Source organism: Streptomyces sp. LUP47B (assembly GCF_001746295.1).
In the GTDB taxonomy this organism is placed as follows: Bacteria; Actinomycetota; Actinomycetes; order Streptomycetales; family Streptomycetaceae; genus Streptomyces.
Window position 1 is genome coordinate 1,462,309 of record NZ_MJAH01000001.1, and the last position, 16,209, is coordinate 1,478,517.

Here is a 16,209-nt window from a genome sequence, read left to right on the forward strand (position 1 = left end):
TGGGTTACCTCCACTCGCTTGAGAACTCGGCTTCGAGTTCGTCGATCTCCGCTTGGGACAGCGACACCAGGGGCAGGTCGGACGGGGTGTGCCCGCCGTCCGTGCCGGTGCCTTCGAAGGCGGCAAGGGCCTGGCACCACCCGTCGGCCAGGGCGGTCACCTCGTCGTCGTTCCAGAGGCGCGGTACCCAGGACCAGGTGGCGGTGAGCGTGCCGTCGGGGTCGGCCACGGCTGTGATCTCCAGGCCGTGGGCGACGGGCTGCGCCGGGTCGTGGGCGGCGCCGAGTACCGTGCCGGACAGGGTCTCGGGCGCCGGCGACCAGGGGGCGTCCGCGCCGGGGTCGCGGCGGCCCAGGTAGTTGAAGCCGATCTGCGGGACGGGGAGTCCGGCGAGGAGTTGGCCCGTCTCGGGATTGAGGTGGCGGAGCAGGCCGTGGCCGAGACCGTGGCCGGGGGCAGCCCGCAGGTGCTCCTTGACGACCTTGAGGATCCGCGCCGGGTCGCCGAGGTCGAGCCCGCGCAGATCGAGGCGGGCCGGTACGACGCTGGTGAACCAGCCGACCGTCCGGGTCGGGTCGACGCCCTCGGCGAACTCCTCGCGGCCGTGCCGCTCGATGTCGAGCAGCGGCGCCGGGCGGCCCGGCAGACGGGCGAAGGCGGTTGCCAGCGCGGCGAGCAGGACGTCTTCGGGACCCGCGTGGAAGGCCGCGGGCACCGTGGTGAGCAGACCGGAGGCCGGGAGCCCCCGGGTGAGGTGGCGCATCTGGCCGACGAGGTCCGTGGAGCGCACGGCGGGCAGCGGATCGGGGTCCCCCAACACTCCCCTCCAGAAGTCGAGTTCGGCGGACCTCGATGTGCTCTCGTGCTCCAGCAGACGAGCCCAGGCCCTGAAGGACGTGCCTCGCGGGGTGAGTTCCTCTCCGCGCCAGGCCGCGGCCAGGTCGGTCCGCAGGATGTGCCAGGACACCGCGTCCACGGCGAGGTGGTGGATCGTCAGCAGCAGCCGTCCGCGACGGCCGGGGCCCGCGTCGAACCAGACCGCGCGCACCAGATCGCCGCGGTGCGGGTCGAGTCGGGGGGCCGCCCGCTGGAGATCCAGGACGGTGGCCCGTTCCAGCAGGCCGGTGGCGTCGAGGGAGCCGGGTGGTGGGATGACGGCCGTTCCGCCGCCGTCCAGACGCAGCCGCAGGGCGTCGTGGTGGTCGATCACTGCCTGGAGCGCCTTGCACAGGCTCTCCTCGTCGGCGTCCTCCGGGGTGACGAGCAGCATCGACTGGCTGAACGCCTCGATGGGGCCGCCACGTTCGACGAGTCGCCGCAAGGCAGGTGTGAGGGGCAGTTCGCCCGTCGGGGCGTCCTGTGTCACCGACGTCGGGGGCGGCGCGTCGGCCGCCACCGCGGCGAGGCCTGCGACTGTGCGCTGTTCGAACACATCCCGGGGCGTCAGGCGCAGTCCCTCCGCGAGGGCCCTGCTGACGAGGTGGATGGAGGTGATGCTGTCGCCACCGAGATCGAAGAAGCCCGTATTCAGGCCCACTTGGCAGGCGGGCAGCCCGAGCACCTCGGCGACGAGGGCGCGCAGGGTCTCCTCCTGCGGTGTGCGCGGCTCCCTGTTGTTCGCGGCGGAGCGGGTGCCGGGGGCGGGCAGGGCGGCCCGGTCGAGCTTGCCGTTGGATGTCATGGGCAGGGCGTCGAGGGCCACGAGCGCCTCGGGGACCATGTGCGCGGGGAGGTTCCGGGCGGCATGGGCGCGGACCGCGTCGAGGTCACCGGCGGCGGCCCCGGCGACATAGCCCACCAGGCGCCGTACGCCGGGTGTGTCCTCGCGCACCACCACCGCTGCCTGGGCGACGGCGGGATGGCCGGTCAGCGCCCCCTCGACCTCGCCGGGCTCGATCCGCAGCCCCCTGATCTTCAGCTGTCCGTCGGCCCGGCCCCGCAGCTCCAGCACGCCGTCGGCGCGCCGCACGGCCAGGTCGCCGGTGCGGTACATGCGTGCGCCCGGTGGGCCGAAGGGGTCGGCGACGAACCGCTCGCAGGTCAGGTCCGGGCGCCTCCAGTAGCCGCGGGCCACATGGTCACCCGCCACATACAGCTCGCCCTCGACGCCTGCCGGTACGAGGTTGAGGTGTGCGTCGAGCACATAGGCCCGGGTGTTCCACATGGGGCGGCCGACGGGCACCGGTCCGGAGGGCAGCTCCTCCCCCGGCTCGATGCGGTGGTCGGTGCAGCCGACGGTGAGTTCGGTGGGGCCGTAGTGGTTGACCAGCCGTACCCCGGGGTGATCGCGACGCCAGACGCGCAGCGCCTCGCCGACCAGGGCCTCCCCGCCCAGCATGAACTCCTCGGTGGGCGAGAGATCGTACGGTAGCGCGGGGAGCAGGGGAAGGTGGCTGGGAGTGGCCTTGAGGAAGCTGTAGCCGCCGGGCAGTTCGGTGGTGCCCGCCTCGTGGAAGGCCGCGATGTGCACCCGGCCGCCCAGGGCGAGCGCTCCGTGCAGGGTGGTCACGGTCGCGTCGAAGGTCATCGTGGCGTGCAGCAGCGAGGTGCCGCGCAGGCTCGGGTAGGCCTCGGCACAGCGGGCCACATAGGTGGTGAGGTTGCGGTGTTCGACGACCACACCCTTGGGGCGGCCGGTGGTCCCTGAGGTGTAGATCAGGTAGGCCGGGTCGGCGGGCCGGGCCTCGGGGAGTTCGGCCGTGGGGCCGTCGGGGGTCGCGTCGGGGCTCACGTGCGGGCGGTCCGCGTCGACGGGTACCGGTGCGATGACGCAGACGGGGTCGGCGTCGGACAGCAGGTGGGCCGTCCGCTCGGCGGGGTGGTCCGGGTCGAGCGGGAGATAGGCGGCCCCCGCCTTGAGGACGGCGAGGACCGCGACCGCGAGGTCGACGGAACGGGGCAGCGCGAAGGCGACGACACGGCCCGGACCGGCGCCGCGCTCGACCAGCGCGTGCGCCAAGTCGTCTGTCCGAGACTCTAGATGGCGGTACGTCAATGAGGTGTGCGCGTCGGTCACGGCGAGGGCGTCGGGCGTTTCGGCCGCCCGCTGGGCGAACATCCGGGGAAACGTGGTGTCCGGGATGGCCCGCGCGGTGTCGGTCAGGTCGGACAGCAGACGTCGGCGTTCGTCCGGTGCGAGGACGTCGAGATCCGCGATTTCCCGGTCCGGTGCGGCGAGCGCCGCCCGCAGCAGTCGTTCCAGACGTGCGGCCAGTTCCTCGGCGGTGCGGCGGTCGAAGAGGTCGGCGCTGTACTGGAGGGTGCCGTCGATGCCCTTCGGGGTGCCGTCGGCCGCCCGGTGCTCGGCGAGGTTGAAGGTGAGGTCGATCTTGGTCGAGCCGGTCTCCACGGGGAGGGTGCGGTCGTCCAGGCCGGGCAGTCTCAGACGCCATGAGGCGGTCGGCCGGAAGGCGAGCATCACCTGGAACAGCGGGTGCCGGGCCGGCGAGCGGGACGGATTGAGCGCCTCGACGAGCTGCTCGAACGGCAGGTCCTGGTGTGCGTGGGCGGCGAGGTCCGTCTCGCGCACCCGGTCGAGGAGTTCGCGGAAGGTCGGCCCGCCCGAGGTGTCGGTACGCAGCACGAGGGTGTTCACGAAGCAGCCGACCAGATCGTCCAGGGCCTCGTCGGGGCGGCCCGCGACCGGTGTGCCGAGCGGGATGTCGGTCCCCGCGCCCAGCCGGGTCAGCAGGGCGGCGAGCCCGGCCTGTACGGCCATGAACACCGTCACGCCCCGGTCGGCGGCGAGGTCGCGCAGCCGCTGGTGCAGGTCGGCGTCCCAGTGGACGGGGATGTCGCCACCCCGGTGCGTGGCCCGCGCCGGGCGGGGCCGGTCGACGGGGAGCGGGAGCTCGTCGGGGAGGCCCGCCAGGGCCTGCCGCCAGTGGGCGAGTTGCCGGTCGCGGTCGTCGCCGAGGAGTTCACGCTGCCGGCGCGCGTAGTCCTGGTACCGGACGGGCAGCGGCGCCCAGTCGGGGGCCTCGCCCGTGAGCCGGGTCCGATACGCGGTGGCCAGGTCGCTCAGGAGCGGCTGCAGGGACCAGCCGTCGGCGGCGATGTGATGAAGCACCAGCAGGAGGACGTGATCCTCGGGGCCCAGCGCGAGGAGGTGGGCACGGAACGGTGCGTCGGTGGCGAGCTCGAACCTCTTGGCCGCCAACTCGGCTGCCAAGTCTGAGAGTTCGGACTCAGTCACCGGCTGGACGGACAGTTCCGGGGACACGTGTGCCAGCAGCCTGGTACGCGGGGTGCCGTCGGTGTCCGGATAGACGGTGCGCAGGATCTCGTGTCTGCCGCTGACGTCGGCCAGGGCCGCTCGCAGGGCGTCCTGGTCCAGGGCCGCGCCGGTCAGCCGTACGGCGAGGGGCACGTGGTAGGCGGCGCCGGTCGGCTCGGCGCGGTGCAGGAACCACAGACGCCGCTGGGCGGAGGACAGCGGAGCATCACCGTCCTGCGCACTCCTGACCAGTGGAGGCACCGGGCGCACCGGTTCGGCGGCAGGGAGGAGCCGGGCCAGGGCCGCCGCGGTCGGCGCCTCGAAGACGTCCCGCAGGCCGAGGTCGGTGCCCAGCGTGGTCCGGATGCGGTGGACGAGCCGCAGCGCGTGCAGGGAGTGGCCGCCGAGACCGAGGAAACTGTCGTCCGGGCCGACGCCGGGAAGACCGAGGACATCGGCGATCAGCGCGCACAGCACCTCTTCGTGTGCGGTACGCGCACTCCGCCCGGCGTGCCGGCCGGCGGCGCGTACCGGCGCGGGCAGGGCCGCGCGGTCCACCTTGCCGTTGGCGGTCAGTGGCAGCCGGTCCAGGAGGACGACGGCGGAGGGCACCAGGTAGGCGGGCAGGAGCCCGGCGAGGTACGCGCGCAGGGCGTCCGCCTCCGCACCCGCGGCGGCGGTGGCGTAGGCGACGAGGCCGCGGTCGCCGGGCCGGTCCTCGCGGACGACGGCGACGGCGTGCTCGACGTCCGGGTGGCCGCCGAGAGCCGCCTCGACCTCCGCCGGTTCGACACGGTGGCCGCGCACCTTGACCTGGTCGTCCGCACGCCCGTGGAAGGCGAGTTGGCGGTCGGGGGTCAGCCGTACGCGATCCCCGGTGCGGTACATGCGTCCGCCGGGCGGTCCGAACGGGTCGGCGACGAACCGCTCCGCGCTGGCGCCCGGACGGTCCAGGTAGCCGCGGGCCACGCCGGGGCCGGCGAGGTACAACTCCCCCACCGTGCCCGGCGGGGCCGGTCGCAGGGCGCCGTCGAGGACGTAGGCGCGCATGCCGTCGAGCGGGCGACCGATGGGCAGCGGTTCCGGCACCTCCGCAGTGCCGGGGCAGGGGCGGGTGGTGGCGAAGGTGGTGGCCTCGGTGGGCCCGTAGCCGTTGGTGACGGTCAGCCCCGGGCAGGCGTCCAGTGCGCTGCGGACGGCGGCGGCCGGCACCGTGTCGCCACCCGCCCAGACCTGGCGGAGCCCCGTGAAGCACCCCGGGTCCTCCTCCGCGACGAGCCGGAAGAGCCCCGCCGTCAGCCACAGCGCGGTCAGCCCGTGGCGACGCGACAGCCGCCTGATCGCCGCGGCGTCCACATCCTCGTCCGGGCCCGCGACCACGGCGGTGCCGCCCCTCAGCAGCGGGACCCACAGCTCGTAGGTGGAGGCGTCGAAAGCCGTCGGCGAGTGGACCAGGACACGCGCGTGCGCGCCGCCCGCGAAGGCACTGTCCGTCGCGAGGGCCGTGACGTCCCGGTGGCTGACCGCCACGCCCTTGGGCGTGCCGGTGGAGCCGGAGGTGTGACTGACATAGGCCAACTGGTCCGGATGCAGCGGGAGCTCGGGATCGGTGTCGGGCTCGGTGGCGAGCGACGGCAGGTCGTCGACCAGGACCACCGGGCAGTCGTACGACGGTGACGTTCCGTCCGCCCGGAGGGCCTCGGCTGTCGTCCCGTCCGCGAGGAGGACCGCCGCCGATGTTCCGTCCAGGATCCGGTGGGTTCGGGCGGCCGGGGCGCGGGGGTCGACGCCGACGTAGGCGGCGCCCGCCTTGAGGACCGCGAGGAGGGCGACGACCAGGTGTTCGGAGCGGCGCGTCAGGACGGCGACGCGGTCCTCCGCGCGGACGCCGAGACGCAGCAGGCGGTGTGCGAGGCGGTTGGCGCGGGCGTTCAACTCGGCGTAGCTGAGGACGTGTTCGCCGCACACGACAGCTGGCGTCGTGGGCGTCGCGGCGACCCGGGCCGCGAAGAGGGCGGGCACGGTTCCCGTGGCCGTCCGGGGCACCGGGCCGTCCAGCAGGGCCGCCCGCGACTCGTCGGGCAGCGTCAGCTCGATCCGGCCGATCGGGGTGGCGGGACCGAGCACGGCGACCGCGAAACGTTCCGCGAAGTGACTGAACCGGCCGTGGTGGGCGGTGAGTTCGGCGTCCGTGTAGCAGGCGGTGCTCGCGTCGAGGTCGATGCGGATGCCGTTGCCGTCGGCGCGTTCGTAGACGTTGACGGCGAGGTCCTCGACCGGGCCCGTGGAAAGGTTGTGACGGGTGGTCGGGTGCCCGGCGAACCTCAACTCCGGTCCGAACGCCATGATGTTGACGACGGGGCCGAAGAATCTGCGGTCGCCGCCGGGCCAGTCCAGCTCGCGACGCAGGTCCTCGCCCCGGTACCGCTGGTGCGCGAGCAGGTCCCGGGTCGCGGCGGCGGCCTGGCGTACGAGGTCGTCGGCGCGGGTGTCGGGGCGTACGGACAGCCGCAGCGGGAGGACGTTGGAGGCCATGCCCGGGGTGGCGCGCTCGGTGTCGCTCTCGCGGGCGGTGACGGCGAGGCCGAGGACGATGTCCCGCGCCCCGGTGAGCCGGTGCAGATAGGCCGCGGTCGCGGCGATCAGGACCCGGGACCAGCGGGTGCCCGTGTGCGCGGCGGCCGAGTGGACCGAGTCGCCCGCGCTGTCGGCGAGGCGACCGGTTCGGCGCAGGAAGCCCTCGCTCACCCGTGGCGACTGGTCACTGAGGCCGACCGGATCCGGGCGGTCGGCGCAGACGTCGGCCCAGTGGCGGCTGTCGGCCGCTCGGCGGTCGTCGGTGCGGTACATCTCGTCCGCCTGGACCAGCGGGGCGAGGGGGGCCTCGGGCGGGGTGTGCGCGGTGCCCGCGGCGAGGGCCGTGTAGGCGTCGGCGACCCGGGCCGCGATGAGGGAGCAGCTGAACCCGTCGACGACGATGTGGTGGTAGCAGTGGTACCAGATCCAGTGCTCGTCACGGAGCCTGAGCAGCGCGTACCGGAACAGCGGAGCCCGTTCGAGATCGAAGGGCAGCGCGAAGTCGGCCTCCCGCCAGGCGTCGGCGGCGGCGACGGGGTCGGCCGAGTCCCTGAGGTCGACGACGGTCAACTCCCAGACGGGGTCGGGCTCGACGATCTGGTGGAGGACGTCGCCGTCGGCCGTGACGCGGGCCCGCAGGGTCTCGGTCGCCGCGACGACCCGGCACAGGGCGGTGCGGAAGCGGTCGACGTCGACGGAGCCGTGGATCTCGGTGTACTCGCCGACGTTGTAGGCGGATCGGGCGGCGGAGTCCAGACGCTGGCCGAACCACATCGAGCGCTGGGCGGCGGACAGGCCCAGTGCGCGGGCGGGCAGGGACACGCCGGTCGTGGGCGGCACGTCGGCAGACGCGGAAAGGTCCGTCATCGGGCCGCCCCCGCGGTCACGGCGCCCGCCAGCTGACGCTCGACCTGCTCGACGACGCGGCGCGGCCCGGACTCGCCGCCCGGCCAGGTGACGCGCAGCCAGGGTCCGGCGGGTACGAGAGGAAGGTCCTGGGCCTGGCGGGCGCGGCCGCCGCCGGTGATGTTGAGGAGCACGAGTTCGTCGGGGCGCACCTGTCCGTCGCGTACGGCTTCCGCGAGGGCGGCCACGGCCACGCCGGCGCCGGGTTCGATGTCGATCCCCTCGGTCTCCTCGAAGAGGGCCATGGCGGTGAGCGCGGCTTCGTTGTCCGTACATCGGATTTGGCCGCCGCTCTCCTCCAGCGCGTCCCGCACCCCACCACGGACTGCGAACGGGGGCCGGCGGTTGGTGAGTTCACGGGCCAGGGGTTCGAGTTCGCGGCTGGCGGGCGGCTGGCCGCCGTGACACCAGGCCTGGTACAGCGCGGCGAACGGTTCGTTCTGGCACATCAGCAGCCGCGGCAGGGGCTCGCCTGCGGCGCGGATCCGGCGGGCCGCCTCGTGTGCGCCGATGGCGCCCGTGCCGCTGCCCACGGCCTGCACGTAGACCTGCGGAAGGCGTCCGACGGCCTCGGCGGCGGCGAGCATGACCGTGCCCAGTCCGTCGCGGCGGCCGACGTTGCGCGCACCGCCCTCGGCGTGGTGGCCGGGCATCCGGGCGAGCAGGTCGGCGCACGCGATGGTGTCGCTGTAGGTGGCGGCACCGTCGAGGGCGACGATGCGGACACAGGGGTCGAGCGGCGCGGGAAAGCGCATCCGCTCCAGGGCCGGGGCGGGCACGACGAGCAGACACGGAACCCGGTACCGGGTGGCGGCCCAGGCGAAGGCGGCGGCGGTGTTCCCGGCCGAGGGGATCACGAGGAGCGGCGGGTCGGCGGGCAGCCGCCCCAGGACGGTGTAGGCCTCCAGATCCTTGAACGTACAGGTGGGTGACTGCGCTCCGCGCTCGGGCCAGTGGCCGTTGAACGCCACCCACAGCCGGTCCAGGCCGAGCAGCCGGCCGAGCCGCTCCGCCGGGTACACCACGGGTCCCGGTACGCCGGGGAAGGTCCGCACCACGGGCAGCAGCGGGGCGTGGCGGAACAGCCCGGTCGCGCTCGGGGTGTGCGTCCCGTGGTACTCGGTGCGCAGGAACGCCGGTTCCCGGCACGCACGGCAGTCGAGCATGAGTCCGTCGTCCTCGTAGCGGGTTCCGCATGAGGAACAGACAACCGTGTAGTGACGTGTTCCCGGGAGCGCTCGGAACATTTTCGCTCGCTTTCCGAAGTGCCGTGTCTGGCCGGTCAATTGGACCCCGGGCTACGGAAAGCAGGAGTGACACGCACATGGCCCTTTGGCGACGCCTGCTCGACATGAACCGGATTGTGTTCGACCTGTGAACAGCGTGATCGATGTTCAGCGGCACTTCACCCGGCCGCCCCTGCACGGCAGTTGGGAAAGCGGACAGCATCCCTTTCGCACACGCCTCGACGAAAGGACTGCGGAACATGGGAGATACGTCGATGCATAAGGACGACTCCGAATGGGAAGAAGCGTCCTTCTGGCTCCCTTCACAGGTTCCGGTTTCCTTTTTGCCAGAATTGAAAAATGGGGGTTCCGCCGAACTCCTCCTGGAGGCCTACCGCAGAATGGTCCTCGGGCGCCGGTTCGACCGGCAGGCGACGGCGCTCGCCCGCCAGGGGCGGCTCGCGGTCTATCCGTCGAGCCTCGGCCAGGAGGCCTGTCAGGTGGGTGCGGCCCTCGCGTTGCGCGAGAGCGACTGGCTGTTCCCCACCTACCGTGACTGCGTCGCGCTGGTCAGCCGAGGCATCGACCCCGTCGAGGCGCTCACACTGATGCGCGGTGACGCCCACTGCGGCTACGACCCCATGCGTCACCGCACGGCACCGCAGTGCACCCCGCTGGCCACCCACGCCGCGCACGCCGTCGGACTGGCCCACGGCGAGCGCCTCAAGGGCTCAGACACGGTCGCCCTGGCCCTGGTCGGCGACGGCGCCACCAGCGAGGGCGACTTCCACGAGGCCGTGAACCTGGCCGGGGTGCTGCGCGCGCCGGTCGTGTTCCTCGTGCAGAACAACCGGTACGCCATCTCCGTGCCGCTCTCCGCGCAGACGGCCGCGCCCGGCCTGGCCTACAAGGGCATCGGTTACGGCGTCCGTGCGGAGCAGGTGGACGGCAACGACGCGGCCGCCGTGCTCGCGGTACTGACCACCGCCGTGGAGGACGCGCGCAGGAGCGGCGGGCCCTGGCTGGTGGAGGCACACACCTACCGGGTCGGTCCGCACACCAGCGCCGACGACCCGTCCCGCTACCGCACGGCGGCCGAGGAGGAGCACTGGCGGGCCCGGGACCCGCTCGCCCGACTGGAGGCCGCGCTGCGCGCGGAAGGCCTGCTGACCGCGGCGGACGTCCTCGCCGCGTCGGAAGAGGCCGAGGCGTACGCGACCCGGCTGCGCGGACGGCTGGCGCAGGATCCCGAACCCGACCCCTCCGCCCTGTTCGACCACGTCTTCGACACCCCGACCCCCCAACTGCTCGCCCAACGCGCGTCGCTGCACCGCGAGTCGGAAAGGCACTGAGATGACACAGGCTCTGGAACCGACGTCGATGGCGCAGGCCTTCAACACCGCCCTGCGCGACGCGCTCGCCGCGGACGAGCGTGTCCTGGTCTTCGGCGAGGACGTCGGCCGTCTCGGCGGGGTCTTCCGGATCACCGACGGGCTCGCGGAGACCTTCGGCGACCGGCGCTGCTTCGACACACCGGTCAGCGAGGCCGGCATTGCCGGTCTCGCGATCGGGCTGGCGATGGCGGGCTTCCGCCCCGTGGTGGAGATGCAGTTCGACGCGTTCGCCTACCCGGCCTTCGAGCAGATCGCCTCCCACATGGCCAAGATGCGCAACCGGACCCGAGGGCTGGTGGGACTCCCGATCGTGGTGCGTATCCCCTACGGCGGCGGCATCGGCGCCGTCGAGCACCACAGCGACTCCAGCGAGGCGTACTACGCGCACACGGCGGGCCTGAAGGTCGTGACCCCGGCGACGACGGCGGACGCCTACTCGCTGCTGCGCGAGGCGATCGAGGACCCCGACCCGGTGATCTTCCTCGAACCGAAACGGCACTACTGGACGAAGGAGGAGACCGAACTCCCCTGTCGCACCGAGCCGTTCGGCACCGCAGCAGTCCGTCGCCCCGGTGCCGACGCCACTCTGGTCGCCTACGGCCCCTCGGTCGCCGTGGCCCTGGCTGCCGCCGCGGAGGCCGCCGCCGTCGGCCTGGACGTCGAGGTGCTCGATCTGCGCACCCTCGTTCCGCTGGACGACCGTGCGCTCACGGAGTCCGTGCGCCGCACCGGGCGTTGTCTGGTGGTCCACGAGGCCCAGGGGTTCGCGGGCGTCGGCGCGGAGATCGCGGCGCTGGTGCAGGAGCGATGCTTCGAGGCCCTGCGCGCACCGGTGTTGCGGGTCACGGGCCCGGACGTGCCCTGTCCCCCGCCGCTGCTGGAGGGCGCTTACCTTCCGGGGGTCGCGCGTGTGCTGGCCGGGCTGCAGCGGCTGTCCGGGGTGGGCGGCCGGCCGGCCGCCCGGCCCCTGCGGCCCGCTGCCGACCGCACTTTCACCCTCCCCGACCTGGGTGAGGGCCTGACGGAGGCCGAACTCCTGGAGTGGAAGGTCGAGGTGGGCGACTCCGTCGCGCACGACCAGGTGGTTGCCGAGGTCGAGACCGCGAAGTCGGTGGTGACGCTGCCGAGTCCGTTCACGGGAACGGTGACCGCCCTGCACTGCCCGGCCGGTGAGGTCGTACGGGTGGGAGCGCCGCTGCTCTCCGTGGCGGGGTCCGAAGACGCTTCGGGTGCGGTGCTGACGGGGTACGGGACGGGGGAGTCGGAGCGCTGGTCCCTCTCACGGGCCCGTCCGGTCGGCGGAGTCGAGGCGTCCGATGCCCGGGTGCCGATGAGGGCGTCGGCCGAGAAGTTCCTCCGCGCCCATCGCGACACCCCCTCGGTGACGATCTGGGCGGACGTGGACGCCACCGGACTGCTCGTCGAGCGGGCCTCCCGCGGGGCGGGACTGCTGGCGCTGCTCGCCCGGGCCTGTCTCACCGGGCTCGCCGAGTTCCCGGAGTTCAACTCCCGCGTCGACAGTGACCGCGGGGAGGTCGTCCGCCTCTCCCAGGTGCACCTCGGTTTCGCCGCGCAGACGCCGGAGGGCCTGGTGGTGCCCGTCGTACGGGATGCGGACCGGCTGTCCCTCGACGCCCTCGCCGCGGAACTGCGCCGCCTGACCGGGCTCGCGCGGCAGGACGCCCTGCCGGTCGGGCACCGCACGGGCGGCACGTTCACCCTCAACAACTACGGCGTCTTCGACGTCGACGGTGCCACGCCGATCCTCAACCACCCACAGGTGGCGATGCTCGGCGTGGGCCGCATCACCGACCGCCCGTGGGCGGTGGACGGCCGGGTGGAGGTGCGCAAGGTCGTCGGCCTGTCCCTGACCTTCGACCACCGCGTCTGCGACGGAGCCACCGCGGCGGGCTTCCTGCGTCATGTCGTGGACGCGGTCGGGGGTGGGTCGGTGGGTGCGGTTGACGGCGGTTGACCCACCAGGCCGACGCCGGCTTCAGACGTTGCGGCGGTACTGGCCGCCGACCTCGAAGAAGGCCTCGGTGATCTGCTGGAGGGAGCAGACCCGGGTGGCCTCCATGAGGACCGCGAACACGTTGTCGCCGCGTACGGCCGCGTCCTTGAGGGCGTCCAGGGCGGCCCGGGCCTCGTCGTGGTGCCGGGCGTGGAAGGTGCGTACGCGTTCCAGCTGGGACTGCTTCTCCTCCTCGGTGGCGCGGGCGAGTTCGACGACGGCGGGCTCGGCGGTGTCGGCGTGCGGGTTGCGGAAGGTGTTGACGCCGATCAGCGGCAGGGAGCCGTCGTGCTTGCGCTGTTCGTAGAGCATCGACTCGTCCTGGATACGGCCACGCTGGTAGCCCGTCTCCATCGCGCCGAGCACGCCGCCGCGTTCGCTGATCCGCTCGAACTCCTGAAGGACGGCTTCCTCGACCAGGTCGGTGAGTTCGTCGATGATGAACGACCCCTGGAGGGGGTTCTCGTTCATCGCCAGGCCCCACTCCCGGTTGATGATCAGCTGGATGGCCAGGGCCCGGCGTACGGACTCCTCGGTGGGGGTGGTGACGGCCTCGTCGTAGGCGTTGGTGTGCAGGCTGTTGCAGTTGTCGTAGATGGCGATGAGGGCCTGGAGGGTGGTGCGGATGTCGTTGAAGTCCATCTCCTGGGCGTGCAGGGAGCGTCCGGAGGTCTGGACGTGGTACTTCAGCTTCTGGCTGCGCTCGCCGGCCCCGTACTTCTCCTTCATCGCCACGGCCCAGATGCGGCGGGCGACCCGGCCGAGCACGGAGTATTCGGGGTCCATGCCGTTGGAGAAGAAGAACGACAGGTTCGGGGCGAAGTCGTCGATGCGCATGCCGCGGGCGAGGTAGGCCTCGACGTAGGTGAAGCCGTTGGCCAGGGTGAAGGCGAGCTGGCTGATGGGGTTCGCGCCGGCTTCGGCGATGTGGTACCCGGAGATGGACACCGAGTAGAAGTTGCGGACCTTCTGCGTGATGAACCACTCCTGGATGTCCGCCATCATCCGCAGGCTGAACTCGGTGGAGAACAGGCAGGTGTTCTGGCCCTGGTCCTCCTTGAGGATGTCGGCCTGCACGGTGCCGCGCACGTTCGCCAGCGCGTGTGCCCGCAGCTGGGCCGTCTCCTCGGGCGAGGGGTCGCGGCCCTCCTGCTCGCGGAAGCGTTCGGTCTGCTGGTCGATGGCGGTGTTGAGGAAGAACGCCAGGACGGCCGGGGCGGGTCCGTTGATCGTCATGGAGACGGAGGTGGTGGGCGCCACGAGGTCGAAGCCGTCGTAGAGCGCCTTCATGTCCTCCAGGGTGGCCACCGAGACGCCGGAGGTGCCGACCTTGCCGTAGATGTCGGGGCGCTCGTCGGGGTCGCGGCCGTACAACGTCACCGAGTCGAAGGCGGTGGACAGGCGGGTGGCGGGCTGGCCCTCGGAGAGGAGCTTGAAGCGGCGGTTGGTGCGGAACGGGTCTCCCTCGCCGGCGAACATCCGTGCCGGGTCCTCGCCGTCGCGCTTGAAGGGGAACACCCCGGCCGTGAAGGGGAAGTGGCCGGGCAGGTTCTCCGCGCGCCAGAACCGGACCAGTTCTCCGTGGTCGGTGAAGCGGGGCAGGGCGACGCGGGGGATCTTGTTGCCGGACAGGGACTCGCGGGTCAGCTTGGTGCGGATCTCCCGGTCGCGGACCTTCACGACCTGCTCGTCGCCGGAGTACGAGGCGATCACGGCGGGCCAGCTCTCGATCTGCCGCACGATGTCGTGCGGGAGGTGCGTGCGGGCGTTCTCCAGCAGCGCGTGCACGTTCGCGGCATCGGAGCCGGCGTCGGCGAGTTCGGCCCCGACCAGCTCCAGCCGCTGGACCCGCCGGGCCGCTTCGGCCAGCCGTTCGGTGTCGGCGTGGTAGCCGCGGACGGTGTCGGTGATCTCGGCGAGGTAGCGCACCCGCTCGGGCGGGACCACCTGCCGGATGCCGGAGGAGTGGCGTACGTCGACCCGCGCCAGGGTGCCCTCGGGCAGCGGGAGTCCCTTCTCGGCGAGGACGGCGGTGAGGTGCTGGTGCAGGGCGGTGACGCCGTCGTCGTTGAAGGTGGCCGCGGAGGTGCCGTACACCGGCATGTCCTCGGGCCGCTTGCCGAACGCCTCGCGGTTGCGCACCAGTTGGCGGCCCACGTCGCGCAGGGCGTCCTTGGCGCCGCGCCGCTCGAACTTGTTGATCGCCACGACGTCGGCGAAGTCGAGCATGTCGATCTTCTCCAGCTGCGAGGCGGCACCGAACTCCGGCGTCATCACGTACAGCGAGGCGTCGACGAAGGGCACGATCGCCGCGTCGCCCTGACCGATGCCCGGCGTCTCCACGATCACCAGGTCGAATCCGGCGGCCTTCACGACATCGATCACGTCGGAAAGGTGCTCGGGCAGCTCGCGGCTGCCGCGGGTGGCCAAACTGCGGAACAAGACCTTGTCGCCGTCGAGGGAGTTCATCCGGATCCGGTCGCCGAGCAGCGCGCCGCCGCCCCGGCGACGGGTCGGGTCGACCGCGATCACGGCGATGCGCAGGGCGTCCCGCTGGTCGACACGGAACCGGCGCACCAGCTCGTCGGTCAGGGACGACTTGCCCGAACCGCCGGTGCCGGTGATGCCGAGCACCGGCACGTGGCGCCCGGCCGCGGTGGTCCGCAGTTCCTGCCGGAACTCCGGCGGTAGCTTGCCCAGTTCGGCGCCGGTGAGGGCGCGGGCGATCGCGAACCGGTCGCCAGCCAGAACCGCGGTGAGGTCGGCCGGTTTGCCGTCCCAGAGGTCGAAGTCACAGTCCTTGACGACCGTGTTGACCATCCCCGCCAGGCCCATGCGCTGGCCGTCCTCGGGGGAGAAGATCGTCACCCCGCTCTCCCTGAGCCGGGTGATCTCCTCGGGCACGATCACACCGCCTCCGCCGCCCACCACCCGGATGTGCTCCGCGCCCTGTTTGCGCAGTGAGGCGACCAGATATTCGAAGTACTCGACGTGTCCGCCCTGGTAGGACGAGACCGCCACGCCGTGCGCGTCCTCTTCGAGAGCCGCGTCCACGACTTCCCGCACGGATCGGTTGTGGCCCAGATGGATGACCTCGGCGCCCTGCGACTGGAAGATCCGCCGCATGATGTTGATCGAGGCGTCGTGCCCGTCGAACAGTGCCGAGGCGGTGACCAGGCGGACGGGGTGGACGGGGCGATGCAGATCGCTCATGGCGGAGCCTTCCCAGGACACGTCGGAAAACGCGGGCTGAGAAAATAGTAGGACGTCCTAGTAAAATCGCGGAGCCGGGGTGAGCAGAAGCACAGCAGAAGGCTCACGCCGCCCTACCCGACGGCCGACCGGGCGGGACCACAGGGCCGCCCGTCAGCGGCCCTGCACGGCGGATAGCCACACACCGGCGCCGTAGGCGGTTTCGCCGAGGTGGCAGGCGATGCCTGTACCCGACGGAGTCGAGGCCTCGGCACGGCCGCATGCGGCGCGATGCCGCTCAGCGCGGCGACTGCCGCGAATCGGCGGACACGGCGCGAGCGGCCGGCTTCACGGCGGCCACCGCGCCGACGACGAGACAGCGGACGGCCGCGGAGGGGGGATCCCACAGCGGATGGCGTCGAGGCAGACGCGGTGGCCTCGCACGCCACGCCGGTCACCCCGGCGACAGCCACGGCTCCTCGGACCGGCGCGAGCCGAGACAGCCCACGCCACGAGGCTGCAATCCCACAACAGACGGCGCCCAGACAGGCGCCGACCCGACGGCACGCGCACGCCACACGGATCACCCCAGCAACAACCACGGCGCCGCAGACCAGCGCGAGCCGAGACAGCCCACGCCACGAGGCTGCAATCCCACAACAGACGGCACCCAGGCAGACGCCG

General features: G+C 72.4%; 5 protein-coding genes. 2 read left to right on the forward strand and 3 right to left on the reverse strand.

What is annotated here, in order from left to right; genetic code table 11:
* Positions 1 to 4: 4 nt before the first annotated feature.
* Both BFN33_RS06480 and BFN33_RS06485 read right to left on the reverse strand, forming a co-directional pair.
* Complete coding sequence (locus BFN33_RS06480; protein ID WP_079140658.1) at positions 5 to 7,660, reverse strand: non-ribosomal peptide synthetase; 7,656 nt, start codon at positions 7,658 to 7,660, stop codon at positions 5 to 7.
* The gene (locus BFN33_RS06485; protein WP_069758818.1) at positions 7,657 to 8,946 is read right to left on the reverse strand and encodes a cysteate synthase; all 1,290 of its coding nucleotides are present in this window, start codon (positions 8,944 to 8,946) and stop codon (positions 7,657 to 7,659) included. The genes BFN33_RS06480 and BFN33_RS06485 overlap by 4 nt, the downstream gene beginning before the upstream one ends.
* Positions 8,947 to 9,200: 254 nt before the next feature.
* Here BFN33_RS06485 and BFN33_RS06490 point away from each other — a divergent pair, with 254 nt between their 5' ends.
* The gene (locus tag BFN33_RS06490) at positions 9,201 to 10,277 is read left to right on the forward strand and encodes a thiamine pyrophosphate-dependent dehydrogenase E1 component subunit alpha (RefSeq protein ID WP_069758819.1); all 1,077 of its coding nucleotides are present in this window, start codon (positions 9,201 to 9,203) and stop codon (positions 10,275 to 10,277) included.
* A gap of 1 nt (position 10,278) precedes the next feature.
* Positions 10,279 to 12,294 carry a 2-oxo acid dehydrogenase subunit E2 gene (locus BFN33_RS55430; protein WP_069758820.1) on the forward strand — a complete coding sequence of 672 codons (2,016 nt, stop codon included), beginning with the start codon at positions 10,279 to 10,281 and terminating at the stop codon, positions 12,292 to 12,294.
* 21 nt (positions 12,295 to 12,315) lie between these two features.
* On the opposite strand, the gene icmF is transcribed toward BFN33_RS55430, so the two are convergent.
* Positions 12,316 to 15,546, reverse strand: a complete 3,231-nt coding sequence (icmF, locus tag BFN33_RS06500; protein WP_069758979.1) for a fused isobutyryl-CoA mutase/GTPase IcmF — start codon at positions 15,544 to 15,546, stop codon at positions 12,316 to 12,318.
* Positions 15,547 to 16,209 lie beyond the last annotated feature (663 nt).